The 25,499-nt window shown below is 71.1% G+C and carries 21 protein-coding genes; 5 read left to right on the forward strand and 16 right to left on the reverse strand.

The window, feature by feature from the left end; genetic code table 11:
* Positions 1–66: 66 nt before the first annotated feature.
* Genes pruA through FNH05_RS01090 form a run of 3 tightly spaced genes read right to left on the reverse strand, consistent with a single transcriptional unit; the run spans position 67 to position 3,631 of the window.
* On the reverse strand, positions 67–1,695 hold the full coding sequence (gene pruA, locus FNH05_RS01080) for an L-glutamate gamma-semialdehyde dehydrogenase (protein ID WP_144584944.1): 1,629 nt from the start codon (positions 1,693–1,695) through the stop codon (positions 67–69).
* A 44-nt stretch (positions 1,696–1,739) separates the two neighbouring features.
* Positions 1,740–2,231: a DUF6912 family protein gene (locus FNH05_RS01085; RefSeq protein WP_144584946.1), complete on the reverse strand. Its 492-nt coding sequence runs from the start codon at positions 2,229–2,231 to the stop codon at positions 1,740–1,742.
* On the reverse strand, positions 2,228–3,631 hold the full coding sequence (locus FNH05_RS01090) for a WS/DGAT/MGAT family O-acyltransferase (RefSeq protein WP_144584948.1): 1,404 nt from the start codon (positions 3,629–3,631) through the stop codon (positions 2,228–2,230). The genes FNH05_RS01085 and FNH05_RS01090 overlap by 4 nt, the downstream gene beginning before the upstream one ends.
* A gap of 39 nt (positions 3,632–3,670) precedes the next feature.
* Between FNH05_RS01090 and FNH05_RS01095 the strand changes: the two genes are divergently transcribed.
* Positions 3,671–4,465, forward strand: coding sequence for a TrmH family RNA methyltransferase (locus FNH05_RS01095; protein WP_186382305.1), 795 nt, complete (start codon positions 3,671–3,673; stop codon positions 4,463–4,465).
* On the opposite strand, the gene FNH05_RS01100 is transcribed toward FNH05_RS01095, so the two are convergent.
* On the reverse strand, positions 4,443–4,820 hold the full coding sequence (locus FNH05_RS01100) for an HAD-IA family hydrolase (protein WP_144585014.1): 378 nt from the start codon (positions 4,818–4,820) through the stop codon (positions 4,443–4,445). The genes FNH05_RS01095 and FNH05_RS01100 overlap by 23 nt on opposite strands.
* Before the next feature lie 116 nt (positions 4,821–4,936).
* Between FNH05_RS01100 and FNH05_RS01105 the strand changes: the two genes are divergently transcribed.
* Entirely contained in the window at positions 4,937–5,392 is a 456-nt protein-coding gene (locus tag FNH05_RS01105) for an Rv3235 family protein (protein WP_144584952.1), read from the forward strand.
* Positions 5,393–5,507: 115 nt separating this feature from the next.
* Here FNH05_RS01105 and secA read toward each other — a convergent pair whose 3' ends face one another.
* The 8 genes from secA to ahcY form a co-directional block, all read right to left on the reverse strand.
* On the reverse strand, positions 5,508–8,345 hold the full coding sequence (gene secA, locus FNH05_RS01110) for a preprotein translocase subunit SecA (RefSeq protein ID WP_144584954.1): 2,838 nt from the start codon (positions 8,343–8,345) through the stop codon (positions 5,508–5,510).
* A 189-nt stretch (positions 8,346–8,534) separates the two neighbouring features.
* Complete coding sequence (gene hpf / locus FNH05_RS01115) at positions 8,535–9,218, reverse strand: ribosome hibernation-promoting factor, HPF/YfiA family (RefSeq protein WP_144584956.1); 684 nt, start codon at positions 9,216–9,218, stop codon at positions 8,535–8,537.
* A 477-nt stretch (positions 9,219–9,695) separates the two neighbouring features.
* On the reverse strand, positions 9,696–10,355 hold the full coding sequence (locus FNH05_RS01120) for a ComF family protein (protein ID WP_144585016.1): 660 nt from the start codon (positions 10,353–10,355) through the stop codon (positions 9,696–9,698).
* A gap of 60 nt (positions 10,356–10,415) precedes the next feature.
* Positions 10,416–12,176, reverse strand: coding sequence for an LpqB family beta-propeller domain-containing protein (locus tag FNH05_RS01125; RefSeq protein WP_246127409.1), 1,761 nt, complete (start codon positions 12,174–12,176; stop codon positions 10,416–10,418).
* The gene (gene mtrB / locus FNH05_RS01130) at positions 12,173–13,861 is read right to left on the reverse strand and encodes an MtrAB system histidine kinase MtrB (RefSeq protein ID WP_144584958.1); all 1,689 of its coding nucleotides are present in this window, start codon (positions 13,859–13,861) and stop codon (positions 12,173–12,175) included. Before mtrB ends, FNH05_RS01125 begins: the two co-directional genes overlap by 4 nt.
* A 115-nt stretch (positions 13,862–13,976) precedes the next feature.
* A complete protein-coding gene (gene mtrA / locus FNH05_RS01135; protein WP_144584960.1) occupies positions 13,977–14,654 on the reverse strand; it encodes an MtrAB system response regulator MtrA in 678 nt (225 codons plus the stop codon).
* A 71-nt stretch (positions 14,655–14,725) separates the two neighbouring features.
* Complete coding sequence (locus FNH05_RS01140) at positions 14,726–15,373, reverse strand: dTMP kinase (protein ID WP_246127410.1); 648 nt, start codon at positions 15,371–15,373, stop codon at positions 14,726–14,728.
* Positions 15,374–15,437: 64 nt separating this feature from the next.
* Positions 15,438–16,910 (reverse strand): adenosylhomocysteinase, encoded by a 1,473-nt coding sequence (gene ahcY, locus FNH05_RS01145; RefSeq protein WP_144584962.1) that lies wholly within the window; start codon positions 16,908–16,910, stop codon positions 15,438–15,440.
* 93 nt (positions 16,911–17,003) lie between these two features.
* On the opposite strand from ahcY, the gene FNH05_RS01150 reads away from it, so the two are divergent.
* On the forward strand, positions 17,004–19,352 hold the full coding sequence (locus FNH05_RS01150) for a hypothetical protein (protein WP_246127413.1): 2,349 nt from the start codon (positions 17,004–17,006) through the stop codon (positions 19,350–19,352).
* Here FNH05_RS01150 and FNH05_RS01155 read toward each other — a convergent pair.
* On the reverse strand, positions 19,316–20,230 hold the full coding sequence (locus FNH05_RS01155; RefSeq protein ID WP_144584964.1) for a cation diffusion facilitator family transporter: 915 nt from the start codon (positions 20,228–20,230) through the stop codon (positions 19,316–19,318). The two genes, FNH05_RS01150 and FNH05_RS01155, sit on opposite strands and share 37 nt — an antisense overlap.
* A gap of 59 nt (positions 20,231–20,289) precedes the next feature.
* Complete coding sequence (locus FNH05_RS01160; RefSeq protein WP_144584966.1) at positions 20,290–20,769, reverse strand: DUF2000 domain-containing protein; 480 nt, start codon at positions 20,767–20,769, stop codon at positions 20,290–20,292.
* Positions 20,770–20,840: 71 nt separating this feature from the next.
* Between FNH05_RS01160 and FNH05_RS01165 the strand changes: the two genes are divergently transcribed.
* Together FNH05_RS01165 and FNH05_RS01170 are read left to right on the forward strand one after the other, a co-directional pair.
* The gene (locus tag FNH05_RS01165; protein WP_186382307.1) at positions 20,841–21,320 is read left to right on the forward strand and encodes an Lrp/AsnC family transcriptional regulator; all 480 of its coding nucleotides are present in this window, start codon (positions 20,841–20,843) and stop codon (positions 21,318–21,320) included.
* A gap of 46 nt (positions 21,321–21,366) precedes the next feature.
* Positions 21,367–23,460 (forward strand): AfsR/SARP family transcriptional regulator, encoded by a 2,094-nt coding sequence (locus tag FNH05_RS01170; RefSeq protein WP_144584968.1) that lies wholly within the window; start codon positions 21,367–21,369, stop codon positions 23,458–23,460.
* Between the two features lie 92 nt (positions 23,461–23,552).
* Here the strand turns inward: FNH05_RS01170 and FNH05_RS01175 are convergent, their stop codons facing one another.
* Both FNH05_RS01175 and manA read right to left on the reverse strand, forming a co-directional pair.
* Positions 23,553–24,110 (reverse strand): hypothetical protein, encoded by a 558-nt coding sequence (locus FNH05_RS01175; protein WP_144584970.1) that lies wholly within the window; start codon positions 24,108–24,110, stop codon positions 23,553–23,555.
* A 143-nt stretch (positions 24,111–24,253) separates the two neighbouring features.
* The gene (gene manA, locus FNH05_RS01180) at positions 24,254–25,474 is read right to left on the reverse strand and encodes a mannose-6-phosphate isomerase, class I (protein ID WP_186382308.1); all 1,221 of its coding nucleotides are present in this window, start codon (positions 25,472–25,474) and stop codon (positions 24,254–24,256) included.
* Between the last annotated feature and the right edge of the window lie 25 nt (positions 25,475–25,499).

The raw sequence follows: 25,499 nt of genomic DNA on the forward strand, positions 1-25,499 counted from the left end.
CCGTGAAGGGTCCCTTCACAGTCGAATCGACTGTGAAGGGACCCTTCACGGCACGCCCAGCCCTGCTCAGCCCATGTGCGGGTAGCGGTAGTCGGTGGGGGCGTCGAAGGTCTCCTTGAGCGACCGCGGGCTGGCCCACCGCAGCAGGTTGAACATCGAGCCCGCCTTGTCGTTCGTCCCGGAGGCCCGCGAACCGCCGAAGGGCTGCTGGCTCACGATCGACCCGGTGGGTTTGTCGTTGACGTAGAAGTTCCCGGCGGCGAACCGCAACGCCCGGTGCGCCTGCTGCACCGCCGCGCGGTCGTCCGCGAACACCGCACCGGTGAGGGCATACGGCGACGTGCTGTCGACGAGTTCGAGGATCCGCTCGTACTCGCCGTCCTCGTAGACGTGCACGGCGAGGATCGGGCCGAAGTACTCGGTGGCGAAGATTTCGTGCCGCGGATTGTCCGACAGCAGCACGGTCGGTTCGACGAAATACCCGACGGCGTCGTCACAATGCCCGCCCACCAGCACGCTCAGCTCACCGTCTCCGTCCACACCGCACAGCAGGGCCCGGTGCCTTGCGAACGCGCGGGCGTCGATCACCGCGCCGCCGAACAGCGAGAAGTCGGTGATGTCGCCGTAGGCGACCGTGCGCGTGACGTCGGCGAGCTCCTCCCGAAGCCCGCTCTCCCACAGTGAGCGCGGCAGGTAGGCCCGCGACGCGGCCGAGCACTTCTGCCCCTGGTACTCGAAGGCACCCCGCACCAGCGCGGGGACCAGCTTGTCCCGCCGCGCCGACGGGTGCGCCACCACGAAGTCCTTCCCGCCGGTCTCGCCGACGATCCGCGGGTAGCCGCGGTAGCGGTCCAGGTTCTCCGCGATCCGCCGCCAGAGCAGTTTGAACGTCCTGGTCGAGCCGGTGAAGTGCAGGCCGGCGAAACCGGGGTCGGCGAGCGCGACCTCGCTGACCGCCTGCCCGTCCCCGGTCACCAGGTTGATCACGCCGGGCGGCAGGCCCGCCTCCTCCAGCACCCGCATCGTGTAGTGCGCGGCCAGTTGCTGCGTCGGCGTCGGCTTCCACAGCACGGTGTTGCCCAGCAGCGCGGGCGCGGTGGGCAGGTTCCCCGCGATCGCGGTGAAGTTGAACGGTGTGATCGCGACGACGAACCCGTCCAGCGGCCGGTAGTCCATCCGGTTCCAGCTGCCCGGCGCCGAGTTCGGCTGCTCGGCCAGTATCCGGCGTGCGTAGTGCACGTTGAACCGCAGGAAGTCGATCAGCTCGCAGGCCGCGTCGATCTCGGCCTGCTGCACCGACTTCGACTGTCCGAGCATGGTCGCGGCGTTGAGCGTGTCCCGGTGCGGCCCGGCGATCAGGTCGGCGGCGCGCAGGAAGACCGCGGCTCGCTCGTCGAAGGGCAGCTCGCGCCAGGCCGGGGCCGCCTGCTGGGCCGCGGCGACCGCCTCGGCCACGTCTTCCGGGGTGGCCTGCGCCGATACGCCCAGCACATGCCCGTGGTCGTGGGGCTGCACCACTTCGAAGGTCTCGCCGCCGGCGAGCCGCGACCGCCCGCCGATGGTCATCGGCAGCTCGTGTTTCTCGCCTTCGAGCTCGGCGAGCCGCCGGCTCAGCGACTCCCGCTCGGCGTCGCCCGGGGCGTAGCTGCGGACGGGCTCGTTCGCCGGGGTGGGGACGAGGGTGACGGCATCCATCGGAGGCTCCTCCCTGAGGGCTGGCTTGTGGCCTGCCCTCAACGCTAGAGCAGCTCGAGGAGGAACGGCAGCTCCTGCGGGGCGTACCAGGCCAGCTCGTGGTCCTCCGCGTCCCCGAGCGCGAATTCGGCGTCCGGGTCGCCGAGGTCGGCCGCGTCGATGACGGCGGCAGCGGAGCGCACCGCCTCCTCCGCCTCCGATGCGTCCACGTGCACCGCCGCGACGTCGGCGAACACCACCGGCCCGGCCACCTTCACCACCGCCGCGTCCAGATCCGGCCGGATGGTGACCTCGTCCACGTCCGCCGCGATGACCACGCGGCGCGACAACTCCTTCTCGTCGTCGGCGAGCAGCCTCAGGCTGGCTCGCGCGGCGTCGGCCAGCGCCGCGTACTCGAGTTCCTCCGTGGAGCCGCTGACGTAGGACTCCCGCAGCGCCGGGGTGAGCGCGAACCCCGTACCGCCCAACGGGTGCAGCTTGCCCTCCGCCACGAGCTTGCGCAGCATCCCGATCGTCGCCGGCAGATAGACCCTCACCTGTGCGCACCCTTCAGTTCTTCCAGCGAGTCCTCGACCATGGTGGCGAGGTTGCCCACGTCCCAGACCGCCTTGCGATCCCCGTTGAGTCCGAAGTAGACGTTCCCGTGGTAGGACGTCACCCCGATGGCCAGCGCCTGGTTGCGGGTCAGCGGGAGGACCGGGTACATCTCGGTCATCCTCGCCTGCCCCGCGTACAGCCACTCCTGCGGCCCCGGCGAGTTCGTGATCACCAGGTTGACCAGGCGCCCGGGATCGGTCCCGGCCGCGCGGACCGCGAGCGAATGCATCGTCGCCGGGGCGAACCCGCCGACCTTCAGCATGGCACGGGCGGCCACCGAACGGCCCGGATCGGTGTGGGCGCGCATCGCGTGGCTCAGGTGCTGCAGGCGCAGCACCGGGTTCGGCTCCCCCACCGGCAGGTCGACCACATGCGCCTCGATCTCGTTGTTCACCAGGCCCGCCGTGGAAAACCGCGCCGTCCCCGGTTCGAGCACGGCCATCGGCACCATGGCCCGCACCGTGCTGGCCCCGGTCACGGCCACCCCGCGCGACACCAGCCATTCCCGCAGCGCACCGGTGACGGCGGCGAGCACGATGTCGTTCACCGTACCCCCGTGCACGGCACGGATGCGCCGGAAGTCGTCCAGCTCGCTGCGGACCACCGCGAACACGCGGCCACCGGACAGGGGCGCGTTCAGCGGCCCGGCCGGGGTGGGGCGCAGCAGCGACCGGACCTTCGACGCCACCCCGCCCACCGATCCGGCGAGCCGGTCGGCGGCCGCCACGACGTCCCCGAGCGCGGCCCGGGCGTTCTCCACCAGCTCCGCGGGCCGTTGGGTGGTCTCACCCAGCGCGTCGAGCACCAGCTGGGTCGCCGAGGGCAGGCGGCGGGGGGTCCAGATGTCCTCGTACGGCTCGCAGAGCTGCGGCTCGGTGTCGAGGATGAGCTGGCCCAGCTCGACGGTGCCGGAACCGTCGACCACCGCCTGATGCGTCTTGGTGATCAATGCGACCCGGTCCCCGGCGAGCCCCTCGACGAAGTAGGCCTCCCACAGCGGCCGGTCGTGGTCCATCGGCCGCGCCATCAGCCGCGCCACCAGGTCGAACAGCTGCTCGTCGCTGCCCGGCGACGGCAGGGCCGACCGGCGCACGTGGTAGGTGAGATCGAAGTCGACGTCGTCCACCCACACCGGGCGGGCCAGGTGGCCCGGCACGGCCAGCACGCGCTGCCGGTACCGGGGCAGGTAGCCGAGCCGCTGCCCGATCAGGCAGAGCAGCTGCTCGTAGTCGAACCGCCCGGCGCGTTCGAACACCGCGACCCCGCCGACATGCCGGGGTGTGGTGGCGTCCTCCTGGGACAGGAACGACGCGTCCAGCGCGGAGAGGCGGTCGGGCATGAGGCGATCCTGACAGACCACGGCCGAACCGGGAAACGGATGCCCTGCTGTACTGGTGTGGTGCGAGACGACTCCAACGACACCGTGTCCCCGAAGGACCGATTTCTCACCGTCTACGGCCGCAAGCCGGTACTGGAGGCGCTCGGCGACCCGGCGCTGCATGTGGACAAGGTGATCCTCGCCGACACCGCCCGGGGCGAGGGCGCCGCCGCGATCCAGCGCGCCGCGCGGACCGCCGGGGTCCCGGTGCAGCGGGCCAGCGCGCACCGGGTGAAGGTGCTGGCAGGCAACGGCAAGCAGGACCAGGGGGTGCTGGCCGACGTGGTGGCGCCCCGGATGCGCCCGCTGACGGCCGCACTGTCCTCGGCGCCGCTGCCCGCCACGGTGCTGCTGCTCGACGGGATCACCACCCCGGCCAACGTGGGAATGATCCTGCGCACCGCGACCGCCGCCGGGATCGGCGGGGTGGTGGTCCCCCGGCGCGGGGTCGCGGCACTCGATCCGCTGGTCGTGAAGGCTTCGGCGGGAGTGGCGTTCCGGGCCCCGGTCCTGCGGTGCGCGACCGCGGCCGAAGCCGCCGGTCTGCTCACCGACGCCGGTTACCGGCTCTACGGGCTCGGAGCCGCGGGCGGCGAACCGCTGTTCCAGGCCGAACTGCCGGAACGGGCCGCGTTCGTGCTCGGCGGCGAAACCGCCGGGATCTCCCCCGAGGTCGCCGACCTGCTGACCGGGCGGCTCACCATCCCGATGCCCGGCGAGGTCGAGTCGCTCAACGTGGCCGCGGCCGCGGCCGTGCTGTGCTTCGAGGTGGTCAGGCGGAAAACAGCACGCTGAGCTCGGCGAGCGTGCCGGGCACGGTGGTGTGGTGCACCCCAACCATGCCGGCGGCCACCGCCCCCGCCACGTTCGGCCGCGAATCGTCGATGAACACACAGGCCTCGGCGGGCACCCCGAGCCGGGCCGCGGTCAGCAGGTAGACCCGCGCGTCCGGCTTGGCCACGCCGACCTCACCGGAGAAGACGAGCTCGTCGAAGTACCGGGCGAGCACGGTCGTCACGCTGCCACCGCCGGGAGCGTTCGACAGCAGCGCCGTACGCACGCCCTGATTCCGCAACGCCTTGATGGCCTCGAACAACTTCCCCGCATCCGGGTCGGTCAGCACGCCCGCGTAGTCGACCACCAGCCCCATATCCACCACATGACCCTACTGGCCAGCGGGTTTCACCGGTTCGGGGGCAGTTTGCCCGAATAGTTCCTCTCGTCCGCTCTTAACGGCGGAACGATCCGGACACCGGGGGGAATCGCATGCGGGCGTTGAAGCCGCTCAAACCGTACGAACCACTCGAACAAAAGGCCGCCTCCGCCGACCCCGGCGGACAACTGGCCCTGGAACTGGGCTCTGGGCGCCGGGAACAGCCGCGCGGCCGCGACGGCCAGGACCACTCCGCGCCCGCACAGATCCGAGCGGCGCTGGAGGCGATCCTCGACGCGCGCAGTGGAAGGCGGCCGGTGAGCCAACTGCAGGGCCTCACGCATCCGCGGCTGTACCGCAGGCTCGCGCTGCTGCCGCCCCTCAAGGAGGCCCGGTTCACGCTCAGGAGCCTGCGCGGCTGCCGCCTCTCGCCGAGGATCTACGAGGCGTGCGGCACTGCCCACACCCCTTCGCGCGCCTTCGCCGTCACCGCCCGGTTCGAGCGCACCGAAACCGGATGGCGGTGCACCTTCTTCGACCTCGTGCGGCCACGCCGTTCCCGGACCTGAGCACCGGCCCGGCAGCCGGGCAAAACGCAGCAAGGTGGATTTGCTACGGATGGCCCGTAGCAAATCCACCTTGCTCCACATCACGGGACCACAAGGGCACCCCGGCGGGGCACCGTCAGCGGTTGCCCTTCTTGCCCTTCTTCGCCTGGGCGCGGGCGGCGGCCCGCCGCTCGCGGCGCGTGCCGTCACCGGCGCCGGCGCCGGCGCCGGTCCTGGCCGCGGACTTGGCGGCCTCGCCCCGCGAAGCGACCCCGCCCTGTTCGGCGGGACCGGAGAAGGTCAGGCCCTGCTGCTCGTGGCCGTTGCCGAGGCCCTTGCCGCGCAGCGCCGTCGGGACCGACTCGCGCGGCTCTTCCACCGCAGGCTGCGGCGGCGTCGGCTGCGCGTGCCGCCCCTCGGCGGGCGTGGCGGCAGCGGCGGGCACCGCGGACGCGGCCGGGGCCGTCGCCGGCTCCGCGACGGCCGCCTCGACCTGCAGGTTGAACAGGAAGCCGACGGCCTCCTCCTTCAGCGAGTCGAGCATCGCGGCGAACATCTCGAAGCCCTCACGCTGGTACTCGATCAGCGGATCGCGCTGGGCCATCGCCCGCAGGCCGATGCCCTCCTTGAGGTAGTCCATCTCGTAGAGGTGCTCGCGCCACTTCCGGTCGAGGACCGACAGCAGCACCTGCCGTTCGAGCTGGCGCATCGCGCCCTCGCCGACCGTCGCGTCGATTTCCGCCTCACGGCGCGCGTAGGCCTCCTGCGCGTCCGCAAGCAGTTGGTCGAGCAGGAACTCGGAGCTGAGGTCCCCGTCCTCCTCGACCAGTTGCTCCCAGGTGATCGACACCGGGTACAGCTGCTTCAGCGCGGTCCACAGCTTGTCGTGGTCCCAGTCCTCGGCGTAGCCGTCGGCCGTCGCGCCTTCGACGTAGGCCGTCACCACGTCGGCCAGCATGTTGTGCATCTGCTCGCTGAGGTCCTCGCCCTCCAGCACGCGGCGGCGCTCGGCGTAGATCACCTTGCGCTGCTCGTTCATGACCTCGTCGTACTTGAGGACGTTCTTGCGGATCTCCATGTTCTGCTGCTCGACCTGGGTCTGCGCGCTCTTGATCGCGCGCGAGACCATCTTGTGGTCGATCGGCTGGTCGTCGGGCAGGCGCATGGTGGTCATCACGCGCTCGACCATCGTGGCGTTGAACCGGCGCATGAGTTCGTCGCCCAGCGACAGGTAGAACCGCGACTCACCCGGGTCGCCCTGACGGCCGGCGCGGCCGCGCAACTGGTTGTCGATGCGGCGGGACTCGTGCCGCTCGGTGCCCAGCACGTACAGGCCGCCGGCGTCGCGCACCTCCTCGGCCTCGGCCTTCACCTCGGCCTTGACCTCTTCGAGCACGCTCGGCCACGCCGTCTCGTAGGCCTCCGAGTGCTCCACCGGGTCGAGGCCGCGCTCACGCAGCCGCTCGTCGGCGATGATGTCCGGGTTCCCGCCGAGCACGATGTCGGTACCGCGGCCCGCCATGTTGGTGGCCACCGTGACCGCGCCCTTGCGTCCGGCCCGCGCCACGATCAGCGCCTCACGATCGTGGTACTTCGCGTTCAGCACCTCGTGCGGCACGCCCCGCTTCACCAGCAGCTTCGACAGGTACTCGGACTTCTCGACGCTGGTGGTACCCACCAGGACCGGCTGCCCGGCCTCGTTGCGCTCGGCGATGTCGTCGGCGACGGCCTCGAACTTGGCCTCTTCGCCCTTGTAGATCAGGTCGGTCTGGTCCTTGCGGACCATCGGCCGGTTCGGCGGGATCGGCACCACGCCCAGTTTGTAGGTCTGGTGGAACTCGGCAGCCTCGGTCTCGGCGGTACCGGTCATGCCGGAAAGCTTCTCGTAGAGCCGGAAGTAGTTCTGCAGCGTGATCGTGGCGAGGGTCTGGTTCTCCGCCTTGATCTCGACGCCTTCCTTGGCCTCGATCGCCTGGTGCATGCCCTCGTTGTAGCGGCGGCCGTGCAGGATGCGCCCGGTGAACTCGTCCACGATGATCACTTCACCGTTGCGGACGATGTAGTCCTTGTCGCGCTTGTACAGCTCCTTGGCCTTCAGCGCGTTGTTCAGGTAACCGACCAGCGGGGTGTTCGCGGCCTCGTACAGGTTGTCGATGCCGAGCTGGTCTTCGACGAAGGCGACACCCTTCTCGGTGACACCGACGGTGCGCTTGCGCTCGTCGACCTCGTAGTGCGCGTCCCGCTTCATCAGCGGCGACATGCGCGCGAACTCCAGGTACCAGCGCGCCGACTGCTCGGCAGGGCCGGAGATGATCAGCGGGGTGCGCGCCTCGTCGATCAGGATCGAGTCGACCTCGTCGACGATGGCGAAGTTGTGCCCGCGCTGCACGCAGTCGTCCAGCGTCCAGGCCATGTTGTCGCGCAGGTAGTCGAAGCCGAACTCGTTGTTGGTGCCGTAGGTGATGTCGGCGTGGTAGGCCTCGCGCCGCTGGTCGGGCGGCAGTTCGGACAGGATCGCCCCGACGGTGAGCCCGAGGAAGCGGTGCACGCGGCCCATCCACTCCGCGTCGCGGCGGGCCAGGTAGTCGTTCGTGGTGACCAGGTGCACGCCCTTGCCCGAGATCGCGTTCAGGTAGGCGGGCAGCACCGAGGTCAGCGTCTTGCCTTCACCGGTCTTCATCTCGGCGACCTGGCCGAGGTGCAGCGCGGCGCCACCCATCAGCTGGACGTCGTAGTGCCGCTGGCCGAGCACCCTCCTGGCCGCCTCCCTGGCCACCGCGAAGGCCTCGGGCAGCAGGTCGTCGAGCGACTCGCCGTCGTTGTGCCGCTGCCGGAACTCGTCGGTCTTCGCCCGCAGGTCTGCGTCGGAGAGGTCCTTCACCTCGTCTTCGAGGGAGTTGATGTGGTCGGCGATGTTGCGCAGCCGCTTGAGCATCTTGCCCTCGCCCGCGCGGAGCAGGCGGTTGAGAACCATCCGGTCGACCTCACTAGCTTCTCCGATGAGCGCCCAGGCGTGCCCCGGGCCATGCCGAACACGACCCCTCGTGCGGATCGCGCGCTGCCCCCATCGTAGGGAAGGAGCGTCCCGACGTGCACGCACGTCGGTGTTTAAACGACGAAAAGGCCCGTACGTGTCCCACGTACGGGCCTTTTCCACCAGGGCTCAGCCGAGTCTGATCACCCCGTAGTCGAAGCCCTTCCGCCGGTAGACGACGCTCGGCAGGTCGGCGTCGGCGTCATGGAAAAGATAGAAGTCGTGCCCGACCAGTTCCATCTCGTAGAGGGCCTGGTCGATGCTCATGGGTTTCGCGGGATGGTGCTTCTCGCGCACGACGCGACCGGGCTGGTAGTCGATCGCCTCGTCCCCTCGGGGCATGGGTACGTCGAGTTCGGATGCGCTGGTCATCCCGGTGGCCAGTTCCGCCTCGGCGGGAGCCGGCGCTTCCAGCACGGCGGTGCGCGCGGCGGCCCTGCCGCCCGCGGTGGCGCCGGCGGCCACTTGCCCGGTGGCTTCGGCGACCGACTCGGGGCAACGGCGGCCGTAGTGCACACGGCGCCGGTCGTGCATCTTGCGCAGCCGGCCTTCCAGCTTGCTCACGGCGACGTCCAGGGCGGCGTAGAAGTCGCCCGCGGTGGCCTCCGCCCGAACCGCGGGCCCGCGGCCCCGCGCGGTGATCTCCACGCGCTGGCAGTTCTTGGCCTGCCGCCGGTTCGGTTCGTGGAAGAGCTCCACGTCGTAGTGGAAGACCTTCTTGTCGTAACGCTCCAGACGCTCGAGCTTGCTGCCCACGTGCGTCCGGTAGTGGTCGGGCACCTCCACGTTGCGACCTTTGACGACGATGTCCATACACGACCTCCCTCACTGCAAGGATGAGTTCGAGCTCTTCGGAGAATCGAAAGGGGCGCCGACGCCGCTCCGTGACGGAGAATTACGGTTCCGTCGGCCCCAGGGTCATCGGCTGTTCACCTCCCTGCCGCGGAATCGCTATAGCGCTGCACGTTAGCGGGGCCACGCCCGCCAAACCAGTCCCCGCGCCCCGGGGAGTACCGGGCCGGACGATCTTCACGATCGGTGTTCGCGACGACCGTCCCGCCACCGGCGGCAGCGGAAACCGCGGGCTGGTCAAGGTCACGAAAGCGTCTTCGCATCGGGCCGGTTTCCAGGACATCGGGTGCCGCGGGACGGGCCTGCCCGGAGCCTGCCGCGCTCCGGCCCCGCGGTGCGGTGGCGGTGGTTCTTCCGGGGACGGCCTCATGCCCGGACAACGGCCCCGAGGCCACTGCCGTTCCCGAAATAATCACCTTTTCGGGTGAGTCGCCTGAGTCAGACGGCCGTGAGGGTGAGCACCAGAACAACCGGGAAACCGGATGTGACCAGTGCGCGGCCGCACGCCGCCGCGGTCACCCCCGTCGTCACCACATCGTCAAGGAGGACCACGGGAGTGGAGCGCGGCGGCAGCCCCCGCGGGTCGAGCCGCAACCGCCCGGCGAGGTTCGCCGCGCGGCGCGCGCGGTCCAGCCCGACCGCGTCACGGGCCCCGGCCGCCAGACGGAGCGCCGGCGCCACGGCCGCGCCGTGCCCCCGCGCCGCGAGCGCCGTCGCGCAGGCCCGGGCAAGGCGAGTCAGGTGGGGACCACCGCGGACCCGGGAGGCGCTGCGCCGGGACGGCACCGGGACCAGCCACCACGTTCCGTGACGATCGGGCCGGGCAGGCGGGAGCTCGGGCAGTACGGCGGCGAGGGCGTCGCCGAGCGGCGGAGCCAGATCACGCCGTCCCCGCTCCTTGTAGGCGAGCACAAGACGGCGGGCCTGATCGCGATAGCGGGCGAGCGCGTACACCGGCGCCAGTCCCGCCGTCGGCCCGCGCGTGACCGGCTCCGGGCGGGAAAACCCGGCCAGGCACTGCGCGCAGCAGGCGGCTCCCGGAGTGCCGCAGCCCGCGCACACGGACGGCAACAGCAGGTCCAGAACTCGTTTCCCCAGGCTCACGAGGCCATGATGCCGGTCCCCACCGACAGTTCCGCGCCACCGCGAAAGTACCGGTCAGCCGGGGTAGAAGGGTGCCACGTGGGAGCCGACGCTGTGCGGATGCGGGCGCCAGACCTCCCCGACGTCCGAGGCCGTCCACAGTCCCCCGGAGTCGGCGACCACGATCGGCCGCCCCGGCGCGGCGGTGATCGCGTACACCGGCGGGGTCAGGTTCGAACTGTTGAACGCGTCCAGCCGCAGCCCGTCGATCGGCACCTTCACCACCGGCTGGGAAGGCATGGTCGTGGCGGCCACGAGGCTGTCCTGGCTGAGCCAGTCCACGTCCACCACACCGCTGAGCGCGCCCGCCCCCAGGATCCGGGGACTGCGCAGCGTCACCGAATCCTGCGTGCGCACCACCGAGGCGACCAGTAGCTGCCCGTTGACCACCAGTGCGGCGCGGGCGCCGTCCCTGGACAGGCGCAGCGCGCTGATCGAGCCGACCGCGAGCACCTCCTCGGCGTTGACCGCCTGCCCCGTCCACCCGCCGTCCGGGGTTCTCGCGACCCGCACCACCGACTGCCCGTCCACCACCGTCCACACCTCGCCCGCGGTGCCGTCCGCGGTCGTGGTGGGCCGCCACGTGGGCCGGGTCAGGGTGCCGCCGAACAGGTCCACCGGCTGCGCCTGCCCGCCGAACGGGCCGATCCGCAGCTGCTGCCTGCCGCCCAGGTTCTCCACGATCGCCAGTTGCTTGCCGTCGATCGACTGGGCGGCACTGGCCACCTGGTAGTTGCCCTGTCCGGCGGGGCCGGGGATCGGGGCCCCGTCGGCCAGGGACCGGATCCGGCCGCCGGAGGTCATCAACCCCGCCTGGTCCGCGCTCGGCGAGGCCAGCGAGGTGTAGGACGGCACGTCGGTGAACAGCCAGTCCTCATGGCCTCCCACCAGGGGCACGCCGTCGGACAACAGCCGGATGCGGTTGGTCGTCACCGCCTGCAACGACAGCACGATCTGGGCCGCGATCAGCTTCTTCGCCTCCGGGGTCTGGTCACCGACCCCGGCCAGCGGCACCACCAGCGCGCCGTCGGGCGTGTTGACCACGTTCCCCTCGATCGCGGCGTCCTCCGGCAGCGGACTGCGCACCGCGCCGACCAGCTGGTCCGACGGCCCGGCCAGCAGCAGCGACATCACGCGCGCGGGCAGTCCCGACTGCGGCTTGCCCGCCACGTACCGCAGGTCCGGCACGATCGTGGTGGAGTCCGGGGCGAAGAAGTAGATCGGCACGCGCACGTAGTTGGCGGTGAAATCGCTGTAGGGCACCACCATGCCCGCGGGTGGGTTCACGATGCGCCACTGGCCGTCGGGCTGCTTGCGCACCAGCAGTTTCAGCTCGTAGGTGCTCCGGGACGGGATGAAGGAGCTGTCCGCGTCGAGAGTGCCCAGCGCCGTCCCCCGTACGACGACCACCACGTCGTTCGGGCCCGCGGGCTGGTCACCCCCCGTCGCGTACACGGTGTTGAACTGGTCCTCGATCACGTTCATGACCTTCGACGGCTGCCACTGCTTGACCGCGACGTCGTCGAGGTACATGCGGGCCGCCGCGTTGTTGCCGATCGGCTGGGCGCTGGCGCGGACGAAGTCGCGCACGATGGTCAGCGGGTCGAGGTCATGCGGCGGCTGCTGGAGATCCGGGTTGGTGATCTGCCCGAGTTCCTGCTGCGGCACGGCGGCGGGCTGCGACTCATCGGGCAGCGTGGCGCAACCCGCCACGAGCAGGACCCCCACCAGTGCCGCCAGCAGGCGAACCACGGTGGTTCGACGTGTCAGGTTCACCCGACGTCCTCCTTGCGGAGCTCGGCGAAGGTGATCGTGTAGTCGGCACCGGAACCGATGTTCGCGGCCCCGGAGGAAACCGCGTCGGCCGGGACCAGCGGCAGCGGGCTCTCCTCGAACGGCTCCCCCTGCCGCCGGGGCAGGACCAGCCGGAAGCAGGCTCCCTGGCCGGGCGCACCCCAGGCCGCCAGCTGCCCGCCGTGCAACCGCGCGTCCTCGTGGCTGATCGCCAGGCCCAGCCCGGTTCCGCCGGTGCGCCGGTTGCGGGAGGGGTCCGCCCGCCAGAACCGGTTGAACACGAGATCGGCCTCGCCGGGGCGCAGGCCCACGCCGTAGTCGCGCACGGTGATCGCGACCGCGTGCTCGTTGGCGCGCAGGGTGACCCGCACCGGGCGGCCCTCACTGTGGTCGACCGCGTTGGCCAGCAGGTTCCGCAGGATCCGCTCGACGCGGCGCGCGTCGATCTCGGCAGGCGTCTCCTCCTCGGGCAGGTCGAGCTCGATCTCGCTGCCCGCGTTGCCGGCCAGCACCCGGACCTGCTCGACCGCCCGGCGCGCGACCGGCGCCACGTCGATCACCTCCGCCGCCAGCTCCTCGACCCCGGCGTCCAGCCTGCTGATCTCGAGCAGGTCCCCGAGCAGCGCTTCGAACCGGTCCAGCTCGTCCACCAGCAACTCGGTGGAGCGGGCCAGCCCGGCCGGGAACTGCTCGCGCGAGGCGTGCAGGACGTCCGCCGCCATCCGCACCGTGGTCAGCGGGGTCCGCAGCTCGTGGGAGACGTCCGAGGTGAACCGCCGTTGCAGCGTGCCGAACTCCTCGAGCTGCCGGATCTGCCGCTGGATGCTCGCCGCCATCTCGTTGTACGACACGGCAAGGCGGGACAGATCGTCCTCGCCGGTGACCGGGAGCCGTTCGTCCAGCTCCCCGCCCGCGAACCGGGCCGCCGCGGCGGCCGCCTGCCGCACCGGCCGCACCACCTGGCGGGTGACCAGATTGCTGATGCCCGCCAGCAGCACCAGCAGCACCAGCCCCCCGACCAGCATCGTGTTCTGCACCGTGGTCAGCGTGTTCTGCTCGGCCGTCATCGGGAACAGCAGGTAGAGCTGGATCGGACGGCCGGTGCTGGTGACGGGCGCGCCGACCATCAGGTACGTGGTGCGTGTGCCGTTGTCGTCCACCGTGTGGATCTGGTGGGCCAGCTGGTTCGCCTCGGCGAAGCGCTGCAGCCCCTCGGGCACCTTCCAGATCGGCCCGGCCGAGTCGGTGGAATTGCTGCCGCCCGCGGTGAGCACCGGTTCGAAGGCGCCCGCGGCCGAGGAGCCCGACCCGTCGTCGGTGGAGCTGCTCGTGATCTTCCTGACCACGTTCTGCAGGCGGTCGGGCAGCGCGTCCTGATCGCTGATGCCGACCAGTTCCTTCTGCGCCGTCGCCACCACCTGCAGCGTCTGCGCGATCGCGGCCTGCTGCTTGGTCTCGGTCAGCCTGCTGGTGATCTGGTGCTGCAGCACCATGCCCAGGATGAACACCACCGACGAGGACAGCGCGAGCGTGGACACCGTGACCCGGAACTGGAGCGAACGCCGCCACAGCACACCGCCCGCGACCATCCGGCCACGGGCGTAGCCGCCGACGCGACGGGCCAGACGCACCCACCGGACCACCAGGTCCCTCAGCCGCTGCTTCATCGCACCGCCACCGCGCAGGCGAACGAGCGCAGGCGGACAGGCGGGACGAACGGTACCCCCGCGCGTCCCGCACCCGGCCTGCGTACCAAGGTCACGTTGTCCACGTCATGCTTTCTTACGGGGGACCCGCCTTGTATCCGACGCCGCGTACGGTCAGGACGACCTCGGGATGCTCGGGATCCTTCTCCACCTTCGACCGCAGCCGCTGCACGTGCACGTTCACCAGGCGGGTGTCGGCGGCGTGCCGGTACCCCCACACCTGCTCGAGCAGGACCTCGCGGGTGAACACCTGCCTCGGCTTGCGCGCCAGCGCGACGAGCAGGTCGAACTCCAACGGCGTGAGCGGGATCGCCTTGCCCTCGCGTGTGACCTCGTGACCCGGTACGTCGATGGTGAGATCACCGATGGTCAGGGATTCGGCGGGCTCCGCCTCGGTCCGGCGCAACCGGGCACGCACCCTGGCGACCAGTTCCTTCGGCTTGAAGGGCTTGACGACGTAGTCGTCCGCCCCGGACTCGAGGCCGAGCACGATGTCGACGGTGTCGCTCTTGGCGGTCAGCATCACGATGGGTACGCCCGATTCGGCCCGGATCGCCTTGCAGACGTCGATCCCGTTCATGCCGGGCAGCATCAGGTCCAGCAGGACCAGGTCGGGTTTGAGCTCCCGCAGTGCGGGCAGCGCCCGGGAGCCGTCGGCCACGACAGCGGTATCGAAACCCTCCCCGCGCAGCACGATGGTGAGCATCTCCGCGAGCGCGGGGTCGTCGTCGACCACCAAGACACGTGCCTTCATGACCACATATTCGCACTTGGGACACCGTTCGTGACGCCCGGCCCGGTTTCGGCAGGCGAGATCGACGGCCCTTAGCCCGGATGGACGAGCTTCCGGCTGAGTTCGACGGGGTCGAAAGCGGCCGTGCCGTCCACGACCCGCCACTCCGACAGCCAGGATTCCCCCGCCAGCTCGTCGTACACGCGGGCGCACCGGGCCTGGAGCGCGTCGTCGGATTCGAAGGAGTCCTTCGCGCGGTCCGTTTCGGACCGCGCTCGGTGCTCGGCCCGCGCCGCGGCCACCTCGGGGGTGACCCGAAGCAGGAGCTGGAGGTCCGGTACCGGCAGGCCGAACCGGTCGATCTCCAGTTCCTTCAACCAGGCGATGAACTCGCCGTGCGCGTCCTGATGCAGGCGGGCGGCGCCGTAGGCGGCGTTGGACGCCACGTAGCGGTCGAGCAGCAACACGTCGTGCCGTTCGAGGGCGCCCGTGATCTCGCCCAGGGCGCCCCGCCGGTCGAGGGCGTAGAGCATCGCCATGCCGTAGACCGAGTCGGCGAGGTCACCGTGACCGCGATGCAGCGCCTCGCGCACCAGATCCGCGTACACACTGCGGCCGTAGCGGGGAAAGGCCAGCGTCGCGACGCTCGCACCCTGCGCGTGCAACGCCTTCGTCAGCCCCTCGGACAGGGTGCGCTTGCCAGCCCCGTCCAGCCCTTCGATGACCACCAGTCGACCCACGGCCCCACAGGTTACGGGCCCGCCCGCGGCGATCGCGGGCGGGCCGGGCGCCGGGGGCGTGGTGTCAGTAGCGGTAGTGGTCGGGCTTGAAGGGGCCTTCGACGTCGACGTCGATGTACTCGGCCTGCTCCTTGGTCAGCTTGGTCAGCTCGCCGCCCAGCGCCTGCAGGTGGATGCGGGCGACCTTCTCGTCCAGCTTCTTGGGCAGGCGGTAGACCTCCTTGTCGTACTCCTCGTGCTTGGTGAACAGCTCGATCTGCGCGATCACCTGGTTGGAGAAGCTGTTCGACATCACGAAGCTCGGGTGCCCGGTCGCGTTGCCCAGGTTCAGCAGCCTGCCCTCGGACAGCACCAGGATCGAGTGCCCGTCCGGGAAGACCCACTCGTCCACCTGGGGCTTGATGTTCACCCGCCGGATGCCCGGGTAGCGGGTCAGCCCGGCCATGTCGATCTCGTTGTCGAAGTGACCGATGTTGCCCACGATCGTCTGGTGCTTCATCCGCGCCATGTGCTCGACCAGCACCACGTCCTTGTTGCCGGTCGTGGTGATCACGATGTCGGCCTCCGGCAGCGCCGATTCCAGCGTCTTGACCTGGTAGCCGTCCATCGTCGCCTGCAGGGCGCAGATGGGGTCGATCTCCGTCACGATCACCCGGGCCCCTTGCCCGGACAGCGATTCCGCCGCACCCTTACCGACATCGCCGTAGCCGCAGACGACCGCGACCTTGCCGCCGATGAGCACATCGGTGCCCCGGTTGATGCCGTCGATCAGCGAGTGCCGGATGCCGTACCGGTTGTCGAACTTCGACTTCGTCACCGCGTCGTTGACGTTGATGGCCGGGAACAGCAGCTCGCCCGCGGCCGCGAGCTGGTACAGCCGCAGCACACCGGTCGTGGTCTCCTCGGTGACACCGCGGATGCCCTCGCCGATCGCGGTCCACTTGCCCGGCGAGGCCGCCAGCGACTCGCGCAGCAGCTCGAGGAAGACCTTCCACTCCTCCGAGTCGTCGTCCTCGGGGGTGGGCACCACGCCGGCCTTCTCGTACTGCGTGCCCCGGTGCACCAGCATGGTCGCGTCGCCACCGTCGTCGAGGATCATGTTCGGGCCCTCACCTTCCCAGGTCAGCGCCCGCTCGGTGCACCACCAGTACTCCTCGAGCGACTCGCCCTTCCACGCGAACACCGGCACGCCGCCCGGCGCCTCGGCCGTCCCGTGCGGCCCCACCACGACCGCGGCCGCGGCGTGGTCCTGGGTGGAGAAGATGTTGCAGGACGCCCACCGGACCTCGGCACCGAGGGCGACGAGGGTCTCGATCAGCACCGCCGTCTGCACCGTCATGTGCAGCGAGCCCGACACGCGCGCCCCCCGCAGGGGGTACACCTCCGCGTACTCCCGCCGCAACGCCATCAGCCCCGGCATTTCGTGCTCCGCCAGCCGGATCTCCTTGCGGCCGAAGTCGGCCAGCTCGAGATCGGCCACGGCGAACTCCACACCGTTACGAGTGTCGTGCCGCTTGGCAACGCTTTCGGGGGTCATCAGGCATTTCCTCCATGAATCGGCGACACCTGAACAGTACCGTTGTCCGTTCCGCAGCGAACAACCGCGAAATGAGGAGGCGTCCCCGTGCCGATCCCCGGCCCCGAGACCCGAGTCGTCGAGTTGCGCGTGCCGGGCATCACCGGGACGACCGGGGAGTCCCTGCTGGACACGGTCAGCACGGTCGAGGTCGCGGGGGACGGGATCGGCCGGGTGATCCGCCCGTCCGACCGGCTGCGCCGTCCGGCGCCGGGCCCGGTTCTGCGCGCGCTGGGCCGCTCCGTGCCGCGCACCCTCGAAGGGTACCTGTGGAGCGGGATGACCTCGGGCGGGGCGGCGAAGGCGGCCTGGGCGCTGCTGTTCCCCTTCTCGCTGGCGAACGTGGCGCACTGGATGCTGCCCCCGGTCCCCGAGGGCAGCCGGTTCGCGGCCGCGCTGGGCGGGGCGTGCCGGGGCCTGCTGCGGATGGCGGCACTGCTGCTCACCATGCTGCTGGTCGGGCAGCTCGCGGTGATCGCGCTCGACCTGTTCGCCTCGCAGTGCCTGGCACCCGGGTCGCACTGCCTGCCGGTGGTACCGGAAAAGTTGCGCGAGCCGCCGGTGCTGCGCGTGGCCGCGGGCCTGGCGCCGCTGCTGCTGGTGATCTTCGTGCTGTACCGGATCTCGGGCAGCAACTGGACGGTGACTTCGGCCGACGTCGCACCCCACAGCGACACGCTGCCCGGGGACGCGGTGCGCGGCGGGGCCGATTCGCCGGTGCTGCGGTGCCTGCACACGGTGGCGGCGCTGGCCACGGTCGCGCTGCTGGCCCTGGGCGGCCCGCTGCGCCCCCCGGAGGACCCGCCTCGGCTGGGCCTGTGGGTCTGTGCGCTCGCGCTGGTGCTGACGGCGCTGCTCACCGCGGCTACCGGCGTTCGAGAAGTGCCGAAGGGGGCCCGCCACGGCCTGCTCGGGTTCGCCTGGCTGGTGGGCCTGTCGGTGCTCGCGCTCAAACCCCGCCTGCCCGCCGGTTCGGACGCGACGGTGCAGGCGATCGGTGCCGCCCTGCTGGCGGTCTCCGTGCTGTTCTCGCTCCTGCTCGTGCCCGCCGCGCTGTTCGCGCGCCGCACCTGGCGCACCCTGCCCCGCCGGTTGCGGCCATGGTTGGGCGGCTGGGCCGCCGCCCCCGCGCTGGCGCTGGCGGTGCTGCTCGGCGGCGGGTTCGGCGCGGGGCTGGCGATCGCGCTGCGCCGCCTGTCCGGCGCGTCCTCGCTGCGCCTGCCCGACAGCTACCGCCCGGTGACCATGCTGTGGGGGGCGGGCCTGGTGCTCGCACTGGCGCTCGGCCTGCTCGGGTTCGCGATCGCGGTGCCGTGGCGGCGACGGCGGCGAGGGGTGCCGGACATCGTGCGCCTGCTGCAGGACAACCCGGCCGAGCACAAGCGCGCCGCCGCGGCCTGGGCCCGGTCCTCCTGGGAACGGCGGCATCTGCACCACCTCGCGGTCGGTGTGGTGGCGGGCATGTCGCTGGGGGCGGCCGCGCTGCTCGTCGCCCGGTTCGTGCTGCACACCGTCCCGCACTGGCTCGACCCGCTGTCCGCGGCCGGGGTGTTCGCGCTCGGCACGATGGCGGCGGGCCTGCTGCGCGTGGTGTACACGGCGGCCACGAAACCCGGGCGCAACCGCCACCTCGGTGCCCTCGCCGATCTGGTCTGCTTCTGGCCCCGGGCGGCGCATCCGGCGGTCCCGCCGTGCTACGCGCTCAAAGTGGTGCCCGAACTCGCGGCGCGTGCGAAGGAGCACCTCGCCGAGCGCAACACCCGCGTCGTGCTGTGCGGGCACAACGTGGGCAGCCTGCTCGCCCTGATCGCCACGGCCCGGTTGGTGCACGGCCTGTCCCCGGCCGACCGGGAACGGGTCGGCCTGCTCACGGTCGGTTCACCGCTGCAGTGGGGTTACCAGCGCGCCTTCCCCGCCGTGCTGCCCCACCAGTCGCTGGCGGCCCTGTTCGGCGGGCTGGACGGCCGGTGGCGCGCACTGGCCCGCGGCACGGACATCTTCGGCGGTGGCGTGACCAGTTGGCGGCACAAGATCGCGGCGGGCAGGCTGCTCGGCTTCGGCTACCTGCCCGACGGCGGGGTCGGGCCGCTCGACGCCGCCGAGCAGAGCCCGAGCGGCGCGCTCGTGCTCGGCGGCGACCACTGGCTGCCCGATCCACTGCGGATCCCGCCGGAGACCCGGCGCTGGGTGCCGGGGGTGCTGGGGCACAACGACTACGAGGCCGATCCGGAATGGGACCGGGCGGTGGCGATGGCGGCGGGGCTGGAATTCCCCGGCCGCGCATCGCGGCCCTTCGGCGAGCAGGTGCCGCTCTTCGGGGACCACCAGCCGGGGCCCGGCCCCGAAGCGGGCCCGAACCCGCCCCATCAGACCAGCTGGCGATCCAGGTCGGGTTCCAGGTAGATCAGCCGTGCGGCGGGCACCTTGGCCCGCACCCGCGCCTCGGCCTCGTCGATGGCACGGGCGATCTCCGCGAGTTCGAGGTTCGGGCGCAGCGCGAGCTTCGCTGCGACGAGCATCTCCTCCGGCCCCAGGTACTGAGTCCGGATGTGGATCACCCGCTCGACGCCGCCGCCGGTCAGTTCGGCGACGATCGCGGCGAGCTCCTGCTCGGTGGCGCCCTCGCCGATCAGCAGGCTCTTCATCTCCACGATCAGGATGATCGCGATGATCCCGAGCAGGACGCCGATCATGATGGTGCCGATGCCGTCCCAGACCGGGTCGCCGGTGAGCACCGACAAGCCCACGCCGAGGAGCGCGAACACCAGGCCGACCAGGGCGCCGGTGTCCTCCAGCAGCACGACCGGCAGCTCCGGGGTGCGCGACTGGCGGATGAAACCCCACCACGACGCCTCGCCCTTGAGCTCGCGGGACTCGCCCATGGCGGTGAAGAAGCTGTAGCCCTCCAAGCCGATCGCCACCACCAGGATGAGCACCGCGACCAGCGGGGTGCTCAGCGGCTCCGGGTGCTCGACCTTGTGGATGCCCTCGTACAGCGCGAACGCCGAACCGAGGGTGAACAGCATGAGCGCCACGACGAACGAGTAGAAGTACCGATCGCGGCCGAAGCCGAACTGGTGGACCTTGGTCGCCGCGCGCCGGGACGTCCTGCCGCCGAGGAGCAGCAGGCCCTGGTTGGAGGTGTCGGCCAGCGAGTGCACGGACTCGGCGAGCATCGAGGACGATCCGGTGAACAGGAAGCCGACCAACTTCGCGACGGCGATACCGGCGTTGGCGCCCAGCGCCGCGAGGATCGCTTTGGTTCCACCGCTTGCCGACACGCTGAACTCCCTTGGGCTATCCCGATTTGTCGGTTTGCAGCCTACGGGGAGGGAGCCGGTCAGCGTAGCAGCGGGAGGCCTCCCACCAGTTTGTCGATCTTGTTCCGGGGGCCGACCAGGCTGATCGCGTAGTAGCTGAGTTCTTCGGCAGGAGTCGAACCGAGTGTTTCGGCGTACTCCTCGTAGGACCGGCTGGCCTGCGCGTGCTTCGACATCCCGGCGACGAAGATCCCCTCCCGGGTCACGGCCTTGTCGTGCAGGGCCCGCACCTTTTCGGCGTCCGCGCCCAGAATGGGGCAGCCGCACCACGGCAGCCCGGCGTGCGACTGCCCGGAACCGTCGACCACCTCGCCGCCGAGGAGACCGGGAAGCGCGGCACCGACCGCGGCCCCGAGGCAGGCCGTGGCGTTGGCGACCAGGCCGGGGCCGAGCGACTGGTCGGCGACGATCACCCACTTCACCCGTGCGCTCCGGGTGGTCACTCCCCCCTGAACGTCCTCCGCCAGAAGCGCCAGAATGTCCTGATGTGCTGTGCTCATAGCACGAGAAGCTAGGCATAGATCGGAGAAGTTTCCATCTGCTCCGAATTTTGTTCGGCGAAAGGGCGGCTATGGCCGAGTTGGACGAACTAGATCAGGCGCTCCTGCGGGAACTGCAGCGCGACGCACGGCGGACCAATCGCGAACTGGCCGCCGCGACGGGCGTCTCCCCGTCGACCTCGCTGGAACGCGTGCGCTCGATGCGGGAACGCGGCGTCATCCGCGGCTTCCTGCTCGACCTCGATCTCGCCGAGATCGGCCGCCCCGTGCAGGCCCTGATCGCGGTGCGCATCCGGCCGCCGTCCCGGCCGGTGATCGAGGCCTTCCGGGAGTGGGTGACGCTGCTGCCGGAGACCGTCGGCGTGTTCGTGGTCTCCGGTGGCGAGGACTTCCTGGTGCACGTCGCGGTTCCGGACAACGACAGCCTCTACGCCTTCGTCATCGACCGGCTCACCCAGCGGCCGGAGGTCGCCGACGTGCGCACGAGCGTGGTGTACGAGCACATCCGCAGCAGAGTGATCGAGGCCACAGCAACCAAACGGGTCCGATAGCCGTCCTAGTCTTCCTTTTCTCCTCCCGGACAGAAGAAGGCTGCAAATGGTGCGATTCGGCGTGCTGGGGCCGCTCAGGATCGAAGGTGACAGCATCCGCCTCCGCGGTGAGCGGCAGCGCTCCCTGCTGGCGATGCTGCTGTTCCGCGCCAACCAGGACGTGCCGGTCGCGCAACTCGTCGACGCGATGTGGACCGGGGTGCCGCCGAAGTCGTACACCTCGAACCTGCACACCTACGTCTCGCGGTTGCGGGAGCGCCTCGACGGCGCCCGGATCGACCACACGCAGCACGGCTACCGGCTGCGGATCGATCCGCGCGACCTCGACCTGCTGGTGTTCCGCGCCGAGGCCGAGGAGGGCAGGAGGGCGGCGAAGGCCAGGGACCCGGAGCGGGCGGTCAAGCACCTGCGGCGGGCGCTGGCCCAGTGGCGCGGACATCCGCTCACCGATCTGGACCTGCCCCAGCTGGGCGGCGAGGCGAGCAGGCTGGAGGCCGAACGCCTCGCCGTGCTGGACGACTGCCTGGAGTCGGAACTGGCCATCGGGCGCCACGCGGAGGTGGCGGGCGAACTGGAGGCACTGCTGGCCGAGAACCCGCTCCGCGAGCGAACCGCCGCCCAGCTGATGATCGCCCTCCAGCGGTCCGGCAGGCAGGCCGACGCGCTCGCGGTGTACACCCGCACGCGCACCACTCTGATCGACGAACTGGGGGTGGAACCGGGCGCGGTGCTGCGCCGTGCCCATGCCACCGTGCTCCGCGGCGAGGAAGCCCGCGAACACCCCGAACACCCCGCCCTGATGCCATGGCCGATCTGCCAGCTCCCACCCGATCTCCCCGACTTCGCCGGGCGCGAGGAGGAGTCCGGCGAGCTGGCCCGGCTGCTGACCGGCCCCGGCATGCCGCTGACCGTGCTGTCCGGCCAGCCGGGGGTCGGCAAGTCGACACTGGCGGTGCGGGTGGCGCACCGGCTGCGGAAGGCGTTTCCGGACGGGCAGCTGTTCATCACGCTCAACGGTTCGGCCGCACCCCGCGACACCGCCGCCGTACTCGGGGACGTGCTGCGTGCGCTGGGGGTCGGCGGTTCGGCTCTTCCCGACGACGTGCACGCCAGGGCGGCCGCTTACCGCGGCCTGCTCACCGATCGCCGGGTGCTCGTCGTCCTCGACGACGCGACCGACGCCGCGCAGGTGCGCTCCCTGCTGCCCGGGACCCCGGGCTGTGCCGTGCTGGTCACCAGCAGGCGGCGCCTCAGTGCGCTGGAGGGGGCGCGCCGCACTCAGCTCGGCCCGCTGAGCGACGCCGAAGCGGGCGAGCTTCTCGGCCGGATCGCGGGCGCCGAGCGGGTGGCGGGTGAGCGGACCGCGGCCGCCCGCATCGCCGCGGCCTGCGGAAACCTCCCGCTGGCGCTGCGCATCGCGGGGATCCGGCTGGCGCTGCGGCCCCACCTGGCGCTCTCGGTGCTCGCCGACCGGCTGGAAGACCGGCTGCGGCGGCTCGACGAGCTGGCGATCAGCGACCTCCAGTTGCGCGGCAGTATCGACCTCAGCTACCAGGCGCTCTCACCCGGAGCGCGGCGCGCCCTGCGCGCGATCACCCGCTGCCGCCTCACCGACCAGCCGGCCTGGGCGGTCACCGCCCTGATCAACGTGCCCGAAGCGGAAACCCTGATCGAGGAACTGGTGGAGGCCGGACTGCTGGCCCCCCACGGCGCGGACGCCACGGGCGAGTCCCGCTACCGGCTGCACGACATGGTGCGCGTGTTCGCCGACGAACTCGGGGCCGTCCTCGATTCCCGGGAGGACCGCATCGCCTCCATCGAAAGGCTCACCGACGCCGCGATCGGCCTCGCCGACACGGCCGCCCAGTGCCTGGGAGACCGCGACGGCTGGCCGTCACCGGCCGGGGAGGTGCCCCCGCAACCGCTGCCCCGGGAGGTGGTGGCCAGGCTCGTGGCCGATCCGGAGGCGTGGTTCGCCACCGAGCGCACCAACCTGCTCACCGCGGTCGGTGCCATCGCCGCGGGATGGCCGGACAAGGCCCGGGCCCTGATGGACCGCCTCGCCGTCCATCTCCGGCGCCACGGCCACCACGCCGACCTGCGCGCCGGTTACGCCGCACTGGCTCAGAACGCGAAGTAGCCGGCTTCCCCACCCCCAGCGGGGAAGCCGGCTCCGGATTCACCGGAGGTTCCCGCCTTCTCCACCCCCCTGGGAGAAGCCGGGTCCCGGTGTCAGCTCGCCTTGGACGCCTCGGGCGTCTTGGACGCCTTGACTTCCTTGGCGTACCGGCCGTTGGCGGGAAGCCAGGCGAGCACGATCGCCACCACGCCGACCGCGAGCGCCACCCCGGCCAGGCCCCGCAGCAGGCCGGTCCCGTCGTCGGTGACCACGCGCAGGGCCATCCCCACGGCAGCCAGGGCCGACAGCGTGACCAGCACGCGGGCCCAGACCGCCGCCCCGCGCATCAGCAGGCCGAACAGCACCAGGGCCGCGCCGGACACGACAAGCACGTAAGCCCGGGTGTGGAGGGTGTCGACCACGTCGTCCAGCAGGCCCGGCTCCCCGTTGAGTCCGGCCCTGGCCGCCTCGACCGACTGCCCCGTCACCTGGGCGATCGCCTTGGCGGCGATGTCCAGTGCGATGTCGCGGGCCCCGACCAGCATCACGATGCCGTCGGCGACGGCGAGCAGGCCTGCGACGACGGCAGCCCCCAACGCGGCCGCCAACGTTCCGGGCCGAACCGGCTTGGCCGGCGTCGGTTGGACCGGGGCCGCGGGATATGACGTCACGTCCGTCTTCTCCTTGTAGTGTCCTCGGACTTCTTCACCCGGGCGGGTATCACCCGGTGGTAGGAAGACTGCCCAAGATCACTACACGGAGAGAACACACTTTGCGGTCCCGCCGGACCGCTCCGTGTGGTCGCCGGCGCGGCTCAATGACCGGAGGTGGCCCGGAAGAGCTGGGTCCGGCCGTCGCCGGCCGGACGGACCTGCACGGCCGGGTCGGCGGCGGCGAGCCACATCGACTCACCGCGCCGCAGTTCCAGTTCGCGACCGTCCTCGGACCGGACGGACACCCGGCCCGCGGTGCACAGCAGGATCTGCGGCCGGGCCGAAGGCACCTTCACCTCGCCCCGGTCCCCCACGGCCCAGTCACAGCGCGACAGCTCGAACTCCGGGGCACCGGTGTGGTACACCGCGCCGCACTCGCTTGGCTCGCCCGCGAGAACCGGCATGTCACAGCAGGTGAAGTCGACCACCCGGAGCAGTTCCGGCACGTCGACGTGCTTCGGGGTCAGGCCGCAGCGCAGGATGTTGTCCGAGTTGGCCAGGATCTCCACCGCGGTGCCGTGCAGGTACAGGTGCAGGTTCCCGGCGGGGAGGTAGATCGCCTCGCCCGCGCTGAGGGTGAGCCGGTTGAGCAGCAGCGCGGCCAGCACCCCCGCGTCCCGCGGATGCGTCTCGCCCAGCTCCAGGACCGTGCGGCATTCGGCGTCGAACTCGCCGTGGTCCTTCACGTGCAGCACGCACGCGTCCAGCACCTCGGGCAGCAGTTCGTCCAGGGTGGCCTGCGGCAGCGTGATCCAGGTGGTGAACAGCGCCCGCATGCCGTCGGCATCCGGCTGCGCGGCGAGCAGCTCGGTGTACTTGGCCAGCCCCGGGGTCTCGACCGCGCGCAGCAGCTTGATCGTGCGGTCCGGGGTGCGGAACCCGGCGAGCGCGTGGAACTCGGTGAGGGCGCACACCAGCTCGGGTTTGGCCGTCGGATCCGGGTAGTTGCGGTTCGGCGCGTCCCGCGGGATACCGGCCGCCTCTTCGCGGGCGTAGCCCTCCGCCGACTGCTCGGCCGAAGGATGCGCCTGCATCGAAAGCGGCTCTTCCACCGCGAGGATCTTCAGCAGGAACGGCAGGCGGTTGTCCCAGCGCCGGGAGCACTCCGGTCCGAGCTGGCCCACCGGGTCGGACTCGATCAGTTCCAGCAGGCTGCGCTCCTCGCCTGCGGCGGTGATGATGCGGGACGGATCGCCGGGATGGGCACCCATCCACAGCTCCGCCTCGGGGTGCGGTGCGGGCACGGCGCGTCCCAGCAACTCCGGGATCGTCGTTCTGGACCCCCACGCATAGGGCCGAACGGCATTGCGGAGCAGCTCCACTGTGTTCTCAACTCCTTGGCACCCC

It is taken from the genome of Amycolatopsis rhizosphaerae (assembly GCF_007713715.1).
Taxonomy (GTDB): domain Bacteria; phylum Actinomycetota; class Actinomycetes; order Mycobacteriales; family Pseudonocardiaceae; genus Amycolatopsis_E; species Amycolatopsis_E rhizosphaerae.